Source organism: Microcoleus sp. T3_A4 (genome assembly GCF_036700465.1).
Lineage (GTDB): Bacteria > Cyanobacteriota > Cyanobacteriia > Cyanobacteriales > Microcoleaceae > Microcoleus.
This window is the reverse complement of sequence record NZ_JAUBOY010000057.1, coordinates 20,894-39,553: the sequence shown is the minus strand read 5'-3', so window position 1 is coordinate 39,553 and position 18,660 is coordinate 20,894. Positions and strand designations below refer to the sequence as shown.

The following is an 18,660-nucleotide window of genomic DNA, read 5'->3' as shown; positions in this document are numbered from 1 at the left end:
CGGTTATCTGCTGACAACCTTCCTTCAAAGGGTAGTTCAAAATCGGATGGGGGGCTTGGGGCAAGCTCAGCTTTTCGGTACACGAGCGCAAATGGTGATGCACGGGTTTTGAGTCATTATACCTGTTTTTCTTGCACCATTACTACCTTTCTTCGTCCGAAAATCTATACACTGTTTACTTGAACCACTTATTCAGCAAGCCCCAATTAGAATTAACAGAGTGCGATCGCCCCCCACTGACAAGACTAAAGCATTTCGACATAAAGCCAGAGGTTTGAAACATACATTTTCGCCCCTCTGCCTACCCCTCTACATCTCTCGCCCAAAAATTACATCACCCGTTTCCTGCTGGTATACGGACAGTGAAAATAGACCCTTTTCCCTCTTCGCTTTCTACCAAAATTTCCCCGCCCATCATCTGACAGTAGTAGCGGCTAAGTGTCAGCCCCAATCCCGCGCCATCGTACGGTCGCGTTGATGAACAGTCAGCTTGTACAAAAGCTTCAAACAATTTGTGCTGTTGTTCTTCCGACATTCCAATTCCGCTATCTTTAACAGATAAACAAATCCAATCCGACTCTTGAACATTCAGCAGGGGACAAGCGATCGCCGCAGAATGAGTTTCATCGGCAGCCATTGAATCGTCAATCGCCGATCGCCCTGCTGTATTCAATTTGCCACTGCCTTCAATGCGCCTGACACTCAGTTTCACTCTGCCGTTTTTGGTGAACTTCGCAGCATTACTCAGCAGGTGCATCAAAACCTGCCGGACTTTTTTGAAATCTGCGTGCATTATGCCCACAGTTCGATCGCACTCAATCTCCAAAACATTGCCATTTTTCTCTACTAACGGTTTCGCGGCACTCGCAACATTGTCAACCAGGGATTCGATGTCAAACTCCTGGATTTCGAGTTTCATACCCCCCGCTTCAATTTTTGACAAATCAAGAATATCGTTAATCAAAGATAGCAGGTGCGTGCCGGCTGTCTGAATCTTGTGCAAGTCGGGTACAAACTCATCAAATCCCGCATCCTGGGCATCTTCTGAAAGTAGTTGACTGTAGCCGATAATCGCATTTAAAGGCGTCCGCAATTCGTGGCTCATATTTGCTAAAAACTGGCTTTTAGCAGTGTTAGCGGTGACGGCGGCTTCCTTAGCTTGTTTCAATTCTTTTGTATGTTCCGAAACCCGCTCGATTAGGTGATTGAGAGAGACAGCCAGAGAGCCTATTTCGCCTTGTGCCGTGACGGGGGCTCGCAAGTCAAAATTAGACTCGGCGGCTACTTGTTCGGCCACCTTAGTGACGCTGATCACAGGTTTGGCGATCGCCCGACTCGTCCGGTAAGCCACCATTCCAGCCACCACTACCGACAGCAGCATACTAATAATAATTATGGCTTTTTCCATTCCTTGGGCGTCTTCCATCACTTCACCACCTTGGCCTTCTTGCTGCTGGGCAATATCGAGGATTTTGCTCAATTCCTCAAGGCTGTTGTTGAGCTGTTTTACACCTTCTCCACTTTCGATGGCGAGCAATTTTCTGGCAGACTCTATCTCCCGAGGCGATAGTTGCGATTGCTGGATTGTCTGCAAGGTTGACTGGAGAGTATCGGCGTATGCTTCTAATTTTTTTGTGCAATCTTGCAGCAAAAACTTGAGAACTTCCGGTTTTGCTGCCAGCCAAGCGGGCTGGCTGTCTACAAACTTTTCTATACGCAACCGCAGATTTTTCGCCTTAACAATACTCTTAACCAACTGCTCTTCTTGCTGTTTTAGCTTGGTTGAATTATCTACAAAAGAATCTAGCTGTGAACCCTGCAATTGGGCCGCCAGCGCTGCATCTTTAAAATTGCCGAGCAATTGCGCTTGTAGATGAGCATCATTGAATTGCTTTAATCCTTGTCCTTGGTAGTAATCGGCAATCACCAGTCCGCTCAGCGAGCCAAGAAAGCCGATTCCTATTGCCAGCAAATACCCGTAGCCAATTTTTTGATGGATAGGCAAACCGCCAATTTTAGATGGCAAACTTTTGCTAACTTTTAAGGATAATGTTTCTACAAAATCATGGTTGGCTTTTTTTTTCTTCACGGTCTCTATAGAAGCCACTTCTCCGGAAATAAAAACTGGCATCTGTTTACCTAAATTGGTATTTTTTTGGTTAACCTTTCGCGTTTTCACGTTTTTTTTCGGCGGGTTAAATGGTTCTAAGTCTGGATTCAATTCCCCCTGGTCTTCCCAAACGGCAACCGAGAAACTTGCTTCATGTCCTGTTTTTTTTAGCAAGTTAATTTTTGACATATGCAACCCCTGTATTCTGTTAAAATCTATCACGATCTTAAGTTCTCCAAACGGAAAATCTTGTCTATTTGACGGTAGACATCTGCGAAAAAGCATCTGAAACTCTGGTCGAGTCAGAGGAGAAACTTAAATTCGGTTGATGTCTAAGAGATAATTAGGCTGTTGAGGACTGTTGCCAAATTACTTTTTCGACTCGTAAAAGTCTGCAGCAGGCAAAAAAAAATAAAACTTTATCCCCGCAGTGAATTATCCCTGCGTGGAATGTTACAGGCAGAAAATTCTCTCAGACCTGTTTTGCCTGTGAGTAGCCCAAAGCTGATATTGTCTGTTGACAATGCACCCGATTCCTTCGCTTTGGACTTTGGCTGCCAGCAATGCGACGATTGCTTAACGGTTTTTGTTGAGCATCCGACAACTTCCTAGCACAGAATGTCACAAATGCAGCAGCCGATCGAACTTTTGCACCCTGGCGATCGACTTTTGGCATCGTTGCCCCGCAAAGACAAGTCTGAGGTGAAGTGTCGTTAGTTGAGTATAACTGTAGGGCTTGCGAAAAGAAACCCGCTTTCTGCAGGTCAACTGTTGGCGATTGCGAGTTCTGGAGTTGCGGTAGTCAATTCGATCGCCAGTGCTAGCTTACCGTCTCTACCCAAAGCTTCATCGGCCAAGTGTACCATCCAGCGATTCGGCTTGGCTTGGGGTCTGGCGGCAAGCACAACCGCCCAAGCTTCCCGTTCCTTGCCGCGACCCAACAGCGCAGCACAAACAATCAAAGCTGTGGCAGTTGAACGGCTGATCCCACTTTGGCAGCAGATCAGCAAACTGCCTCTCTGCGACGAAATTTTGAGGGCGAAGTCAATAATTTTCAGTACATCCTCAAGGCTAGGCAAGATTTGATCGGGGTCGTCAACGGGGGTGTCGAGGTCGTTAAACTCCAGACACATTCGGTTCGGGATTTGATGAAAAGTTTTGGGTTCGGGCACACCCGGACTGCCGATCGATATCAGGTATTTGATCTGGCGCCCCACAGCGCGATCGACAATGTATTCACTGGCTTCTACTTGCGAAGCAATCAGGATTTTCGGCAGTTTTTCACCCGATAAATCTGCAGAGACTGAGGAATCAAAATCAACTGTTTCTGCCTCACTGCTGACATCCGCCAAGTATTGGACAGCCAGCGCCCGAACGTCAGCAAATTCGCGATTTAAAGCTGTTTCCAGAGCAACAATAGCAGCCGTTGAGCCAATTTGACCGAGGGATTTAACAGCCTTTTGGCGCACTCCAGAATTTTCGTCCCCCAGCAACCGCACCAAACCTGCCACAGCTTCCTCTGTCCCAATTTCCCCCAAAGCAGCAGCAACTCTCCACCGCACATAAGATTCGGTGTCGCCAATTGCGCTCGCCAGTCCCGCGACCACCATTTTGGGCAATTTAGCATCTCCCTCTGTATTGATGTTCCCCAGGGCAACCGCCGCCCTGCCACGCACGAAAATATCTCGATCCGAGAGCGACCCGATTACTGCCACCATAGCCACCTCGCTGCTGATTTCCCCCAAGGCAGAAACTGCACTGCCGCGCACGTCTGAGTCGTCATGGTTGAGGGCTTGCACCAGCCCGGCCACAGCCGTTTCCGTGCCAATTTGTCCCAAGGCCTCGGCGGCCCTCAAAGAAACTGCATAGGAGTCGGGATCGTCGTGAAGCAATTCTACTAAGCCGGGTACTGCCTCACAATCGCCGATTTTCCCCAAAGCCGCCGCGGCCCTAGCCCGGACGATGTGATTTTCGTCTCTGAGGGCATTCAGCAGCCCGGGAACTACCTCAGAGACGGCGATTTTCCCGCAGTTGACGGCAGCCCGCCAGCGAACCTCGGAGTCTTGGTGTTTGAGGGCTTTGAGCAGCGCGGGGACGGCTGTTTTCGGGTTAATTTTGCCCAAAGCCCAAACAGCCCAGGCGCGCACCCTCGACTCTGGGTGTTTGATGGCTTTGAGCAGTGCTACGGCGGCTAATTTCGAGTCAATTTCTCCTAAAGCCCAAGCGGCCCAAGCTTGGATTTGGGAATCTTTGGATTCGAGCGATCGGGCTAATTCAATTACTGCTGCTTCGGAGCCTATTTTCCCGATCGCTCGAATCCCATCCAGGCGCACTGCACTTTCTTTGTGGTTCAATGCGGCCACCAGCATCGGAATTGCCATATCTGAACTTGTGAGGGCCAGCAGTTGAATTTTGAGCAGCGGCGAAGTGGGGATTTTGTCGATTAATTTTATTGTGGCTATTTGAAATTCTGGCTTTACCGTTCCTGCTAGCTTCGAGCCGAGTTTTAAATTTACTTTTAGAGCTAATTTTACTGCCCGCAACGCCAGACTTTGCTGTTCTACTTGCGGCAATATAGTCGCCAAGGTTCGCATCCCTTGTTTTTGTTTCAAATATTTTTGATGGAATTGAGCATCGCTGAGCTGGGGTAGCTGTTCGATGAGGCTTGCTGCTGAGGTCACTGATTTATCCTAATATTTTGGCGAGCGGTTGAGATTGCTCTTTTAAACTGTCTTTAAAAAATATGGTGTCTACAAAACGCTACTTCTAAAAAAAAGCTTGCACCCACTTCTAAAATATGTCTTATTCCACTATTTTTGCAACTCCCCAATTATTAATTATTGGGTTTGTTGGGGCAATCACCTTGACAATTAGTAGCGCTTGCTGCTTCGCATTGCTGGGTTTTGAGATAGCCTAACTCTGCTATATCATTTTATCCTCCCATCTTGCACCATTGTCAGCAACAGGCAAGATAGCTGTTCCACAAGAAAACTCACCCTTTGTGGAATAGGCATCTTGCCTGTTAATCAAAGCTTATGGAGAATGGTGCCACATCTTATTTTATACCAACTTGGTTTGGAATAGCGATCGGCGGGGTTGACCGCAGCCAACCGGAAACAGCTTGATTCCGGGACAATCTCTCAACGAGCATAGGGCCCTTTTTTCAAAACCTTAGCCAAAGCGTTATCGTTATCTCGCAAACCTTCGTAAAAAAACATCACTTCTCCTTGAATGCCCTGAGAGCGGTTGTAAGCAATTACTTGCAACAACAGCTCGGGAGTTATGCTATATTTGCTGCCTCGATTCGTCAACAAAATACCAGGCGACACGCACTTTACTTGCTGCCCGCTAAGCTGTCCCGACATCATTTTATCGACCAATTGTTTGTAAGCATTAAAATCGCGGCGATAAAACTGCGGGTGAAACAGATCCACCAAGTTTTTGTCAACCCAAGCTTTAGAATCTTGCAAATATTCCACCAGTCCCCAGTCATAAGGACTCGGCGACATCGATAGCAACAAATCAGGATTAATCGCTTTCACTTCTCGGTATAAACGAGCCACAAAGCCAGTAATAATATCAGCGCGCCACTGCACCCAATGTTGTTCTTTACAATCCGATGGTGCGGCTCTCCCGCATTCTTCTCGATAGCGTTTAACCGTTTTTTCGTCGTAACCGCCTTCTACGGGAAACGCAATGCGATCGTCTCCTTGAACGCCGTTTACCGGATAATTCTTAGCAACTTCCAGCATCAACCCCAGCACAAAGTCTTGCACTTCCGGGTCAAGAGAATTCATCCAGTCAAAGTTATTTTTCTTAAGTAAATTGCCGCTGGCATCACGGGCAATCCACTCAGGTTTTTTCGCCAGCAAATGACCGCCCTTGCGATTGTAAGAACTCACAAATCCGTATTCAAAACAAGGAATCACTTTTAAACCAACTCTCTTGGCTTCAACACATATTTCCGCTAAAGGGTCGCGACCTTGATAGCGCGAGTCAATTTCCACCCCAAAGTTTTCTCGCATTATCTGAGAAGGATAAGCCGTATAACCCTGGCTCCAAATTATAGGAAAAACGGTATTAAATCCCGTATCGGCGAGAAAGTCCATTGCCTCAGCAGTTCGCTCTTTTGATGTTAGAACTTTGGAGTCAGTGGTGGTTATCCAAACGCCGCGAATTCCACCAGGATTGTTAGTTGCAAACGAACTGGGCAGCGTTGCTGGATTTGGTGCAGAAAATCCAGTCGTCGCCAACCGCTGTTGGAGGGAAGAGGCAAAACTGCGAATTGCTGATTGGAAAGGTGTGAAAAAGCGCATTTATTTAGTCTTTTTTTCTTTGAAGGTGGGCACTGAACCCGCTACGTTATTATTGATTGGTAGCACCCGGTATTATTTATGGATAAGATGCGCCGAAGAACACCCGATATTATTTATGAATAAGGTGCGGAGTACGCACCCTACATTCATTGATAGCACCCGATATTATTTATGGATAAGGGGCGCAGTACACGCCCCAAAATTGTACTATCCAGCAACAGCAGACAACTGCTGGCTCAAAGCTGCTTTCAAAAGTTCCGCCTTATCAGTTTCCTCCCAAGGCAAATCTAAATCAGTGCGTCCGAAGTGACCGTAAGCCGCCACATCTTGATAGAAACGGCCGCCTCTTTCAGCAGGCAAATTCTGCAAGTTAAATGCCTGAATGATTCCCGCAGGACGCAGTTCAAAATGCTGCTTCACAACTTCCAAAAGGCGATCGTCATCAACTTTTCCAGTGCCAAAAGTTTCGATCATCATGCTAACCGGCCGCGCAACGCCGATCGCATAACTCAACTGCACTTCGCACTTTTCGGCCAAACCAGCAGCTACGATATTTTTAGCAACGTAGCGACAAGCATAAGCCGCGCTGCGGTCTACCTTGGTGGGGTCTTTCCCAGAAAAAGCGCCGCCGCCGTGGCGGGAATAGCCACCGTAGGTATCCACAATAATTTTGCGGCCCGTCAAACCCGAATCTCCTTGAGGCCCGCCGACCACAAATTTGCCGGTAGGGTTGACAAGGAAGCGAGTTTCTGCATCCGGCTTCACGCTAATATCGGCAAACACAGGTTGGACGATAGCAGTCCAAAGGTCTTCTTTGATCTTGGCTTGAACTGCGGCTGTGTCTGTGATGTCGCCGATCGTTTCGGTGTGCTGCGTAGAAATTAAAATCGTATCTATGCCAACGGGTTTGCCGTCCTCATAGATGACTGTAACTTGGCTTTTGCCGTCGGGACGCAGGTAAGATAACTGACCGGTTTTGCGGACTGCGGCCAGTTGACGGCAAATCCGGTGCGCTAAACTGATCGGCAGAGGCATCATTTCCGGCGTTTCGTTGCAAGCAAAGCCGAACATCAAACCTTGGTCGCCGGCTCCAATGGCGTCTAATTCCTCTTCACTCGATTGTTCCCGGCTTTCGTGGGCTGTGTTCACCCCTTGAGCAATATCGGGAGACTGAGAATCCAGAGCCACCAACACTGAGCAACTATTGGCTGAAAAGCCGTTGTCAGCGTGAATGTAGCCAATATCGGCTATTTTTTTCCGGGCTAATTCTATGTAATTTACCTGAGCTTTAGTGGTAATTTCGCCCGTCAGCAGCATTAAGCCGGTGTTGACGACAACTTCGGCTGCGACGCGGCTTTTGGGGTCTTCAGTCAGTAAGGCATCTAAAATCGTATCTGAAATTTGATCGCAGATTTTATCAGGATGGCCTTCAGTGACCGATTCAGAGGTAAACAGGTAGCGACGTGACAATGATTATTTCTCCTTTGATGGGGGCTCTTCCTGCGCGACATTGACGACCGACGAGTTATTTTTCCGGTAGCCAAGAATGAGCGCGTCTGGGCTACCGTCGAATTTTTGTCGGTCTGCAGAGCCGTGTTGAAGCAGGGTTTGAGACTGGGTAAAGTGACACTACTATAGCAAAGTCAGTTCCGGGAAGTCCCTAAAAACTTAGATTTTGTAGGATTGTCGATCGATCTTGGACACCGCTCGTCTACTTCCTAACCTGACAAAGGTTGACGCACAGTAAGATACAGTCAGGGTATCGCCTTGCACAATGACTATGGCTGGACTCCAAAAATCACCAAACTCGATCCAAACAGTTGCCGACCTAGATTTTCCCGGCGGCCCCATACCGCTTGACTCTCCATTTTATATTGAGCGCTCAGGGGCCGAAGCGTTGGTCTGTGCAGAAATTAGCAAACCCGGAGGCCTTGTTCGCATTAAAGCTCCCAAAAAAATGGGCAAAAGTTCGCTGATGCTGCGGATAATTCACGCGGCAGTCGATCGTGGATACCGCACAGTAACTGTAGACTTTCAGCAAGCCGACGCAGCGGTTTTTGCTAGTTTAGATAAATTTTTACGCTGGCTTTGTGTCAATGTCGCTCGGCAACTCAAACTCGAACCAAATATTGATGAATTCTGGGATGAAGATATGGGCAGCAAGGTAAGCTGCACAATTTACTTTGAAAACTATTTGCTCGAACTAATTGATAGTCCCATTATCTTGGTGATTAACGAAATAAATCGCATATTTGAACGCACTAACATTGCTCAAGATTTTCTTTCTATTATCCGTTTTTGGTATGAACAAGCTCGCGCTAGTACTACTTGGCAAAAACTCCGCATTGTTGTCATTCATTCGACCGAAATTTATATTGCTTTGAGGCTTAATCAATCTCCATTTAATGTAGGAATGCCGATGAAACTCTCAGAATTTACTGCTGAACAAGTTCAAGATTTGGCGTGCAGACACGGACTGAACTGGAGCAATAGCGATCCGATCGAGCAATTAATGAACATGGTAGGCGGGCATCCTTATTTAGTGCATTTAGCGCTGTATCACCTGGCAATTTTGCAACAAAATCGCCTCTCAGTCGATCGGGATGAACCAGGGCAGGAACTGGGGCTAGCCAAGTTGGCAGAACTTTTAACAGCAGCTCCTACTCACAGCGGAATTTATAGCGACTACTTGCAAAATCAGTCGATCGCCATTCAACAGCAGCCCGAACTCGCCTCCGCCTTCCAACAAGTTGTCGCTGCTAAAAATAGCATTCACCTTGAACCTTTGATGGCTTATCAGTTAGAGAGCATGGGATTGGTCAAATTAGAGGGAAATAACTGTAGTTTGTCTTGCGAATTATATCGCCTGTATTTTCAAGGGCAAAATTTGTGCCAGGACAAGTTATTGGTGGTTCGTTTTGAGGAGTTGCAGCAAGAAAATCAAAGATTGCAAGCTTTGGTGAATGTGGACGAACTTACTCAAATTGGCAACAGACGGTATTTTGATAGTTGCTTGCGAACGGAATGGAAACATATGGCTCGCGAGGGGTCTCCGATATCTTTAATTTTGTGCGACCTCGATTATTTCAAAATATATAATGATACCTACGGACATCAAGCAGGAGATGAGTGTTTGCGATCGGTAGCTCAGACAATTCGCCGATCGCTCCCGCGGCCTGCTGATGTAGCTGCTCGCTACGGGGGCGAGGAGTTTGCTGTGATTTTACCTGAAACTGATGCGTCGGCGGCTGTGGTTGTTGCCGAACAAATTAGAGCGAAAGTGAAAGATTTGAATATTCTTTTTAACCCGCAGAGTCTTGACGGTCTACCTAATTCTGTGGTAACGATTAGTTTCGGAATTGCCAGCGTTGTTCCGAGCGAGGAAAATGATGCGATAACGCTGCTAATGGCGGCTGATGAGGCTCTTTATGACTCGAAAAGGCAGGGGCGCGATCGGCTCACTATGAGTAAGCTTTTAAATTTTCGATTGGCTGCTGTTAATTAGGTAATTCGGGGGAAATATATTTCGCTTATACAGATACAAAGTCCGCCCGCGCGGACTCTGAAGAAAACGATAGTTAAGAACTGGATGTGATGTTAATAGCGGGGGACGGTTCGATCCACCACCATTGAGTAAGCATCGATGCCGCCAACGATATTTTTAACGTTAGTAAATCCTTGAGTGGCTAACCAGTGGCACATTTGAGCCGATCGCACTCCGTGGTGGCACAGAACTAGGGTTTCGGTGTCGCGATCGAGTCTAGCGTCAATTGCACCAGACCATTCGGCAAACTCGCTCAGCGGAAAAGCTACAAATCCCGGCAGCGCCGCGAGTTCAATTTCGTAAGGTTCCCGCACGTCTACAAGCTGCAATTTCTCAGCATTGGTTTCTGCTAATTGACGAGCTAATTCTTCGACTGTAATTTGAGCAAAAATTTCTGACATTTGATTATAAAAAAGTAGTCAGTTGGCAGTTGGCAGTTGGCAGTTGGCAGTTGGCAGTTGGCGATTGGCAGTAGCTAATAGCTGTGGAATAACAAATAACAACTAACAAATAACAACTAACAACTGACCACTGACAACTAACAACTGACAAATTAATTGGGGGGCGAAGGCGGTGAAATTAGCTCCACAGGAGGCGTCGGTGCAGGGCGTCCGTCCAACTGGCTCACGCTGTCTCTGGGGTCAAGACAAGTGGCGATTAACCTGTCAGTGGGAAAGTCGAGCCTGCCGCTCAAACCGACTACGCATTCAGAAAACTGTTGTGGTAATAAACTGCGGCGGCATCCATCGAGCACTACCAGGGGATCAGCAGGTTGAGTTCGACTTTTGCCGTTAATATTCACTACGCAAGTAGCCAATTCTTTGGGACGCCTCACCCGCCGACAGCTAGAGAGCGCTTCGACACCCGAAATATTGGTTTTGCGGTTGATTTGGAGGGCGCATTTAGATATGTCGCGGGGGCGGAGGGCGTCAGCACAAGCGGCGGCTGCTGCCTCTGCCCCCACTCCGGCTTCGATTAGTTCTAGGGCGCAGACGCGATAGGGATTCCTAGAGCGAGGGATTCTAATAGTGATGGCTGATGCTGGTGAGATTGGCAGTGCTGTTGCCAACAAACCGAGTGCTGCTAGCTGCGTGCCGAGAGCTAATATCCAGCGCGCGGTAGGGTTTGAGCCTGTCGGTGCTGGCTTTGGGGAAGAAGTGCGGGAAAAATTGCGGTTGTGCATGGCAGATCGAGTAGTGAGTTCTTTTGGCTGATTGGGGCGATCGAGCGATCGGCTTTTCCTTCAGAATTTACCTCACATTATGGCTCGCGCTGCGGTCGATCGTTTTTTTATCGATCTTTATTTGAATTTTGACCGTTACCAACATATAATATAGAGTCTGCATAAAATTGCATACAGATATTAGAGAGGAAAATAAATGTCTCGATATCGAGGCCCCCGATTGAGAATCGTCCGTCGCCTGAAAGAGTTGCCGGGTCTAACCCGCAAAACCCCCAGACGAGATTATCCGCCTGGACAGCACGGTCAAAACCGCAAAAAGCTCTCTGAGTATGCGGTTCGTTTGCAAGAAAAGCAAAAACTCCGTTTCAATTACGGTGTGACGGAACGCCAACTGCTCCGTTACGTCCGCAAAGCCCGCCGTGTCACGGGCTCCACAGGTCAAGTGTTACTGCAATTTTTGGAAATGCGCTTGGACAATACTGTGTTTCGGATGGGAATGGCTCCAACCATTCCGTCCGCTAGACAATTGGTAAATCACGGTCACATAACTGTCAATGACCGTGAAGTCAATATCGCCAGCTATCAGTGCAAGCCTGGTGATGTGGTTGCTGTGAAAAATAGAGAGCGCTCGCGCACAATGGTAGAAGCTAATCTCAAAGACCCAGGCTTGGCTCACTTGCCGAATCACTTGGAATTTGATAAGCAAAAACTGGTTGGCAAAGTTAACGGCGTTATCGAACGCGAGTGGATTGCTCTACAGATTAACGAACTGCTAGTGGTGGAATACTACTCACGGCAAGCTTAATTTATTAGTCATCAGTCGTTGGTCATTAGTCATCAGTTGGTTGCTAGCAGAATAATTAATAATTGGGTACGAACCCAGTTATTGATTAATTGCTACTGAATAATGAGGACTAAGGACTGAATCACTAAAAATTAATAATTTTCAACATTCCCACCCCCTAAAAAGGGATGGGATTTTTTGAAGGTTTCGCTTGTTAATATCGTTTCCGGTGGGATGTCCCCGACAAAAATTATTCCCTTAAAAAGTTTCTTCTCCGGTTGGTTCTTGGTGGACAAGACCTCGCTTTTGAAGGCGATAATTCGCTACAACGGGGTAAACAACACCGCGTATGCGATTGATCGCACCTACAGGACGATGAACTGCTAAGCCGTTCCAGGGAGAATATCTCAGGTTTTCGTTGAAATCCGATTGTTTTTCATAATCAATAATCTGATGCTTGACGGTGAGACGACCTACTCTCAAGAAGGGTGAATCCTTTTCCTTCCAGACATTGATGCCATCGTCGATCGGCATTTTTAAGCTGGTTTGGAACTGAATGCCAAAATCCCAACAGTATTGGGCATCAGGTTTCGCCAAGGCTTGAATTAGATCATCGCGGTAATAATTGTCTGGTTTATTGGGATCTAAACCCAAGGCTTTAGCGCGATCGACAAAGGGAAATTTAGGAATTCCCGGTCGAGATTGTTCGGGAATTATCTCGTGCGGAGGTTTGCATGAAACCGGAGTAAACCCATACTTAATTACAGCAGGATATTCGACAGGAACTAGACCAGGCTGGGAGGGATCGAAATCGGGATTGAGACCCAACGCAGAGGGTGAACCGCTCCAATATTTTGCTGTTAGCAAACTCTTCGGAGTCCGGCTACCCGTAAGCGTCGAGACCGCTAGAAAGTGTCTGGGATGTCGGATTAGCCACTTTTTCAATGTCTCTGGTGATTCAACCAGAGCAGAAAAAAAGCCGTAGTAATCTTTGATGGTTTGGCTCACAAATATCTCTGAATTGTGAACAATGATGTCCTGGGTTTTTGACTCGTGGCTTTGCGTGAGTCGTTCCCCTTCCACCCCCATCACTTTCAGTGATATTGAGCGCGAATCTTTTTGGTAATCAGGGTATACTTTGGTAGCCCCGTTAGCAAATCGCAACCAAACAGGATATTGTTTGGGTTTGGCCAGCAAACCTTGCTTAAGGGAAATCGCATTCAGTTGCGAAGAACTTAACGAAGCGCGTTTGCCCAATTCCCGTTTAATCGCTTCCTCATCAAAGTCAAAAATTTCCAGAGTTCCTTTAACGCAAGCATGAGTTTTGGCGTGAGTATCTCGCAGCGCCCGCTCCTTATTGCCGTAAAGATTATCCATCCGAAGCTTGGCCTGCTCAACCAAAAGATCGTAATATTTGCGTTCGTCTTGTTCGGGATATTCGGTAAATAACTTCTTGTTCATAACATAACCTTTGGTTAATCGCTAAAAAAAGCTCTACACAAACCGTTGCATCTGTTAAACAGTATAAATGCTGGTGCAATTGCTTCCGAATTGCCGTAGCTGATCGCTTGCGAAAAGATCGCCTTTTTATTCCTCATTTTTGAGGGCGCAGGTGTGTTTGCGCCCCCCATTACCTTGAGTCTTACTTGTCAGCTACAACTTAAAGATCGAAGGAGACTTTGTACTTGGGATCGCTTGGAGGAACATTACGATTCACTAAATCAGAGACTGTTTTGGTATTTTGGATAATTTCCCAACCAACCTCAGAAAAAGTTTCCTTATTGAAGACTTTAGGCGATAACAAAGGATTAGTTAAAGCTTGGGAGAAAGCATCAATGCCAATTATCCGTGCTACTAAAGGCGGAATTGCTGAATTTTGGCGGACATCTTCAGCGTACAATCCCACAAATAATTCAATCTTATCAACATGACCGTACAACTCTTTTAATTTCTGTTGAGCGTATTCGTCACCCGTAATTTGATTGAAATCAGTCACCCTGGGATAACCACACATTTCGCGGTAATCGTTATAACTGGCTAACTGCGCCTGCCGTCCGAGTTTAACAGATGCTAGTTCGGTAGCATCAATAAATGTATAGGGTGTTCCTGCGATCTGAAAATCAGGTGTGTTAAACAAACCAATTCTAGTGCCTGGTTGGGAACAAGTTTCTTCCATCAATGCACCCAAGCCTTTATCGATTAACATCTGATTATTCCAGAGGGAATCGTACATAGATTTTTCTTTGCCGTCATAGATAAAGGTTTCCGGAACCGCACTATGCCAGCGATAGACAAAACTAAACTCAATCGCCATCCAATTTTCTCGATACCAGCTTTCCTTGGTAAAAGCTTCAGGATCGGCAAAGAACCTAAAATTATAGGGCGTAATGTGGAAAATGTACTCTTCCATAATGATATTGAGAACAATCACCATGAGAATATTTCTCGCGGTTTGGAAGAGCCTCTCATCGTCCCATTGCGGATAGCTTTTGGACAAAACATCACAAATTCGATTATGCTCCCTGATACATAAAGTGTTGAGCATGACATAGCCAATTTGGACGTTTGCCCGTTCAACTCCCATTGCAAATAGCTTGCTTTTCTTTTCGGGGGGTTGTCTTTTCTCATCATTAAGGGGTGCATGAAGACCTTCAAATTGAGGATCGACAATACCCTGCTCAGGATCGGCATAATAAAAGAGTGGATACTCTTCTTCTACGCCATCTTGGCGCTTGAGTTTTTGAGTTTTAAATTTACCATCTTTGAAAGCTCTGAGCATATTTGTTTGTTTGCGGGTCAACCCGTAAACATTACACATATCAATCTGATGGTTGGAGGTATTTTTGAAGCGGTTTTGCTGATCTATCCGGAGAAAACTATCTGTAAACCACTGCACCCAATAGGGAAAAAGCAGGGTCGATTTTTCTGAATAAATGGTTTTTCCATCTCTTTTTTGGAATAAGGTCTTTACTTTTTCCAGTGGTGGTAAATTCCCTTCTTTGTTAAATTCTGGGTCGGGAGGTAAATGTCGCCCAGTATAAGTCTTGTCTGTAAGTGAATCCCAAGAGATGTAGGTATCAGTTTTCTTGGGAATATCTGTCCCTGGAATTTTGGGATCTAAGCCCATTAAGCTATAGGGAAGCGGGCGAGTGGGAAGTTTGTAAATGATACTATTGAGAAAAAATTTGTTTAGTTTACGTTTCAGAGGCTCGTAACTTTGAACTAAATCCCAAATTGGTTTGAAATGAGTCAAGGTATATGCTAAAGCTTTGTTGCTGAATCCATCTCGAGATGTATCTCTTGTCATGATTGCTTTTCCTTTCGATTGTTGTAGATTAGATCGTCTTCTTATGTTCGGTTCTCAGAGATTGATAAAGTTTGATTATTTTTCTATATTTTCAATTACTTTGGAGAGAATCTTTTGCAGATTTTTAGGCCGATAGTCTTGGCGTTTTTTCAATCGCTCGATCGCGCTTTCATGAAGATCCTCAAGGGTCTCCCCCACCTCGCGCCACTTGATTCCTGCAAATTTGAAGAACCCAGGATTGTTTTGAAATGAAGCCTTATAATCAGGCTTGATATCCTCAATGGCCTCTGGCTCGAATTCCAGCTTCAATTCAAGGTCACTGATTTGATCCAACATCCACTTTAAGACAGCATCTGATAACCCGCGGTATTCTGGCGTACCACCGCCGATGCAGCCATGCTCGCCTGGAAACCAAACTTGACGAAGCTTCTGGGTCGGGGCATCAGGATTTTTCTTCATCAGGGTAACATCAAAGACTTCGCGAATTTCGTCGATCGCAACGGCGTGCAACGCATTCTCAATATCCTTATTTAAAGTGGTGTCGTGGAATTTGTACCTTGTTTTGATCTGTCCCTCAAACTTCTTCAAGGCGGGTACAAGAGGAATACCAAGGGCTCCAACGGTGTCGAAACAACCAAGCAAGGTAATCGGGACGCGATCGCCCTTATCTTTGCCGTAATTTTCGCGGAAACTCTTTGCTTCCGGATGCTTTGGTGAAATCTCTCGCTTACGGTAAAGCTCGTAAGCTTGTGATGCCATGGTAACGTTACGGCGGGATAGGAGACCGGAGCAATAGATCATCCCCGCTAGACTCCTGACTGTATAAGCACCGCGACTGAACCCGAATAGATAGATTTCGTCACCCTGATCGTAGTTGAAAGAAAGAAAACGATAGGCATCTTGTATATTTTTATCGATTCCCAGCCCAGTGACTCCGCCCACAATCTTGTTACTGTCTACTCCAATTCCCTCGTCATAAAACACGATCTGCGGAACCCCGTCACTGGCTGTCCGTTTCACGGCCTGGGCAAGCCTAACCACATTAGTTGGGCACTGAGTATCTAGTTTGTTCCAAGTTCCATCACAGCAAACGATTAAACGTTTCATTTTTAAATTCTCTCTTTGAATCTGAAATTGGATAGCGAGGTGTCATTAGTAATCGGTTACAAGAGAATTGCCAATTCCCGTTTTTGTATCGCGTCAGGCGATCGCTCCTAATTTCTTGCTCGACCCTATTGTTATCTGGCTGGGCAATCTTTAGCTATTTCGATTCTCCGGATATTAGTCCCAAAATACCATCTAGTCGAGTTTATTGTATTAAAATGTGAATCTTATTTATATTTCTTAACTTCAAAACTTAGAGCGTTAAACCGTAGGTTTGGTTCGGAGAAAATGCTCGTTTCTGCTAAAACGTAAAAAATTCAGAGTGTGAAATAGTAGCTTTGGTTAGGGAAAAATGCTCGATTCTCCTAACAGAAGTAGCGCTCCGACGCCCTAGCTAAGAAACATTTAAACACATTTACGCTATGCCAGGTCAGTTTTTAGAACAGCTATATCTGATCTATTTGTCATTTAGCTGCAAGATAATGGTGACGTAGGGGACGAACAAGTGGCAGCTTTGGACTATGTTGTGGATTAAAATTTGTTTCAGCCGTTCTCAGATTTTCTGCGGTGGGCTTTTCTGGTTTCTCGATCGGTAAATTTGTACGAAAATTTCCTAGCCCCGGTTAAATTTGAAACGTCCAAAAGTGGGGACGATCGACCGCAGCGACTGGCTACGAGGTTCTCGCACCAAAACCAAAGGCAGCAAGCCTGCCAGTCGCACAGCAGCCGAGAGGGCAAACAGTGCTCCCAAACTCATGCCCGGAAGTTCGGCAAGAAAGCCGCCGGCGGTAGTTCCCAAAGCCCCAGCTAATCCCGAAACCGCTGCGGCGATCGCAAAATAAGTCGAAGGTTGCTCGATCGAGGCTATCTCCATTTGAATATTGTTACTACACAGGGCGATCGCCCCTAAAGTCGTTCCCCCCAACAAGTGCAGCAGCGGCAGCCACACCCACACCGAAAACGGGTAATTGCCCGTACCCAACCACAGCAAAGGCGTTACCGCCACCACCAGCCCCACCGCCATTAGCAGAGGGCGATTTCCCCAGCGATCGGCCAACTTACCCCAAAACATCAGCAGCAGTAGATTTGCCCCGGAACTTAAGCTGGTGTAAACCGTTACTAAACTCACATCCAAGCTTAAATCTTTCAGCAGGTAGATATTAAAAAAAGGCGCGCTGAGATTAACAGCAAATGTCCACACACTGAAGTACAGAATAAACATTAAAAAATTAGAATCTTTCAGCACAGAAGGCACAAAATCTGTTATTTGCTTTGCTTTTTTCTCTGTAAGTCGATCGTTCTGTGCATCTTTTTTGTAGACCTGGGGATTCACATCAACCATGAAGCATTGACACCCCAAACTAATCATTCCCGCCAAAACACCCACCAATAAAACAATACCGTAGCCCAAAATGGGACCGCCGTCCCAAGTTGAAACTCCCAATCCCATCAACGGCACTCCCAGCAAAGTGATGAGGCTGACAGCACTGTTGCGAAAGCCAAAATAGCGTCCCCGCAAGCGCTGAGGAACCACAGTAGCCATCCAACTGAACCAGCTAGAATTGGCAAAAGCTGCCAGCACGCTAGCTGCTACGATTGTTACCAGTGTCCATTGCAGCAGTTGGTGGAGGTCTGCGTGCTGGGAACCCCAAACAATTGCCACCGCCAGCACCAGCCACAGCAGCCGCGACACGCCGAATACAAATAGGTTGTACCAGTGGCGGCTGGTTGTCTGATCTGCGATGTAGGCTCCTAATGGTTGCAGGAGATTTACCACCATCGGAATAGCCGAGAATATACCTATTTCCACGCTGCTCGCCCCGAGTTGCAGCAAGAAGTTGCTCAGCAGCACGCCGCCAGTCGCCGACTCGAAGACAGCCGCGAAAACGCCGTCTAAAGTTGAGGCTTTCAGGGTCGATCGAACGTCTTTTTTAGAAATTTTGAGAGCTGTTTTTGCAGAGAGAACGAGCTGAAATATTTTCGGGTCTACTATTTCTGGAGTCTGAAGAGATAGAGGTTCATTTAACTCTGCAACTGGTTCAACCATAGTCAATCGATTTTAGATTGTAGATTTTAGATTTTAGATTGGAGAATTGAAGTAATAGGGTTAGATAAAACCAGCCCCACCTTCAAGAGGCTAGCTCGAAAGTAGGACTGGCACGTCCGGGTAATTCATATCAATATAAATGACTGGCAATCGCTAGGACATCAACCGCTTGGGAGATATAAATTGGGTAATTGTAAAAAAGTAGGTTGTAGGGCTTAACAAAGAAGCGATCCCAGCATTTTGCCTGCCAAAAATTGCTCAAATT

12 protein-coding genes are annotated in these 18,660 nt (G+C 46.3%); 2 read left to right on the top strand and 10 right to left on the bottom strand.

All coding sequences use genetic code 11. The annotated features are described in order from the left end of the window. Nucleotides 1–334: 334 nt before the first annotated feature. From QUA07_RS25510 to metK, 4 genes are all read right to left on the bottom strand, one after another. Nucleotides 335–2,299 (bottom strand): ATP-binding protein, encoded by a 1,965-nt coding sequence (locus tag QUA07_RS25510; protein ID WP_333330777.1) that lies wholly within the window; start codon nucleotides 2,297–2,299, stop codon nucleotides 335–337. 575 nt (nucleotides 2,300–2,874) lie between these two features. Then, nucleotides 2,875–4,791, bottom strand: a complete 1,917-nt coding sequence (locus QUA07_RS25505) for a HEAT repeat domain-containing protein (RefSeq protein ID WP_333330774.1) — start codon at nucleotides 4,789–4,791, stop codon at nucleotides 2,875–2,877. Between the two features lie 459 nt (nucleotides 4,792–5,250). Further along, entirely contained in the window at nucleotides 5,251–6,426 is a 1,176-nt protein-coding gene (locus QUA07_RS25500; protein ID WP_333330772.1) for a family 10 glycosylhydrolase, read from the bottom strand. A 207-nt stretch (nucleotides 6,427–6,633) separates the two neighbouring features. Next, nucleotides 6,634–7,896, bottom strand: coding sequence for a methionine adenosyltransferase (gene metK / locus QUA07_RS25495; RefSeq protein ID WP_333330769.1), 1,263 nt, complete (start codon nucleotides 7,894–7,896; stop codon nucleotides 6,634–6,636). Nucleotides 7,897–8,206: 310 nt separating this feature from the next. Here metK and QUA07_RS25490 point away from each other — a divergent pair, with 310 nt between their 5' ends. Further along, nucleotides 8,207–9,931 (top strand): AAA-like domain-containing protein, encoded by a 1,725-nt coding sequence (locus QUA07_RS25490; protein WP_333330766.1) that lies wholly within the window; start codon nucleotides 8,207–8,209, stop codon nucleotides 9,929–9,931. Between the two features lie 92 nt (nucleotides 9,932–10,023). On the opposite strand, the gene QUA07_RS25485 is transcribed toward QUA07_RS25490, so the two are convergent. Both QUA07_RS25485 and QUA07_RS25480 read right to left on the bottom strand, forming a co-directional pair. Further along, nucleotides 10,024–10,371: a rhodanese-like domain-containing protein gene (locus tag QUA07_RS25485; protein WP_333330763.1), complete on the bottom strand. Its 348-nt coding sequence runs from the start codon at nucleotides 10,369–10,371 to the stop codon at nucleotides 10,024–10,026. A 152-nt stretch (nucleotides 10,372–10,523) separates the two neighbouring features. Beyond that, nucleotides 10,524–11,153 carry a hypothetical protein gene (locus tag QUA07_RS25480; RefSeq protein ID WP_333330760.1) on the bottom strand — a complete coding sequence of 210 codons (630 nt, stop codon included), beginning with the start codon at nucleotides 11,151–11,153 and terminating at the stop codon, nucleotides 10,524–10,526. Between the two features lie 196 nt (nucleotides 11,154–11,349). Between QUA07_RS25480 and rpsD the strand changes: the two genes are divergently transcribed. After that, nucleotides 11,350–11,958 carry a 30S ribosomal protein S4 gene (gene rpsD, locus QUA07_RS25475; protein ID WP_172190738.1) on the top strand — a complete coding sequence of 203 codons (609 nt, stop codon included), beginning with the start codon at nucleotides 11,350–11,352 and terminating at the stop codon, nucleotides 11,956–11,958. A gap of 237 nt (nucleotides 11,959–12,195) precedes the next feature. Here the strand turns inward: rpsD and QUA07_RS25470 are convergent, their stop codons facing one another. The 4 genes from QUA07_RS25470 to QUA07_RS25455 form a co-directional block, all read right to left on the bottom strand. Next, nucleotides 12,196–13,398 carry a catalase gene (locus QUA07_RS25470; protein ID WP_333330758.1) on the bottom strand — a complete coding sequence of 401 codons (1,203 nt, stop codon included), beginning with the start codon at nucleotides 13,396–13,398 and terminating at the stop codon, nucleotides 12,196–12,198. A 199-nt stretch (nucleotides 13,399–13,597) separates the two neighbouring features. Next, nucleotides 13,598–15,244, bottom strand: a complete 1,647-nt coding sequence (locus QUA07_RS25465; protein ID WP_333330755.1) for a peroxidase family protein — start codon at nucleotides 15,242–15,244, stop codon at nucleotides 13,598–13,600. A 75-nt stretch (nucleotides 15,245–15,319) separates the two neighbouring features. After that, complete coding sequence (locus QUA07_RS25460) at nucleotides 15,320–16,351, bottom strand: DUF2235 domain-containing protein (RefSeq protein WP_333330752.1); 1,032 nt, start codon at nucleotides 16,349–16,351, stop codon at nucleotides 15,320–15,322. 610 nt (nucleotides 16,352–16,961) lie between these two features. After that, the gene (locus QUA07_RS25455; protein WP_333330782.1) at nucleotides 16,962–18,395 is read right to left on the bottom strand and encodes an MFS transporter; all 1,434 of its coding nucleotides are present in this window, start codon (nucleotides 18,393–18,395) and stop codon (nucleotides 16,962–16,964) included. Nucleotides 18,396–18,660: the final 265 nt, after the last annotated feature.

What these genes read in the sequence shown, in the direction of transcription:
- QUA07_RS25510 (WP_333330777.1), bottom strand. Translation starts at nt 2,299, where the DNA reads ATGTCAAAAATTAACTTGCTAAAAAAAACAGGACATGAAGCAAGTTTC.
- QUA07_RS25500 (WP_333330772.1), bottom strand. Translation starts at nt 6,426, where the DNA reads ATGCGCTTTTTCACACCTTTCCAATCAGCAATTCGCAGTTTTGCCTCT.
- QUA07_RS25490 (WP_333330766.1), top strand. Translation starts at nt 8,207, where the DNA reads ATGGCTGGACTCCAAAAATCACCAAACTCGATCCAAACAGTTGCCGAC.
- QUA07_RS25485 (WP_333330763.1), bottom strand. Translation starts at nt 10,371, where the DNA reads ATGTCAGAAATTTTTGCTCAAATTACAGTCGAAGAATTAGCTCGTCAA.
- QUA07_RS25480 (WP_333330760.1), bottom strand. Translation starts at nt 11,153, where the DNA reads ATGCACAACCGCAATTTTTCCCGCACTTCTTCCCCAAAGCCAGCACCG.
- rpsD (WP_172190738.1), top strand. Translation starts at nt 11,350, where the DNA reads ATGTCTCGATATCGAGGCCCCCGATTGAGAATCGTCCGTCGCCTGAAA.
- QUA07_RS25470 (WP_333330758.1), bottom strand. Translation starts at nt 13,398, where the DNA reads ATGAACAAGAAGTTATTTACCGAATATCCCGAACAAGACGAACGCAAA.
- QUA07_RS25465 (WP_333330755.1), bottom strand. Translation starts at nt 15,244, where the DNA reads ATGACAAGAGATACATCTCGAGATGGATTCAGCAACAAAGCTTTAGCA.
- QUA07_RS25460 (WP_333330752.1), bottom strand. Translation starts at nt 16,351, where the DNA reads ATGAAACGTTTAATCGTTTGCTGTGATGGAACTTGGAACAAACTAGAT.
- QUA07_RS25455 (WP_333330782.1), bottom strand. Translation starts at nt 18,395, where the DNA reads ATGGTTGAACCAGTTGCAGAGTTAAATGAACCTCTATCTCTTCAGACT.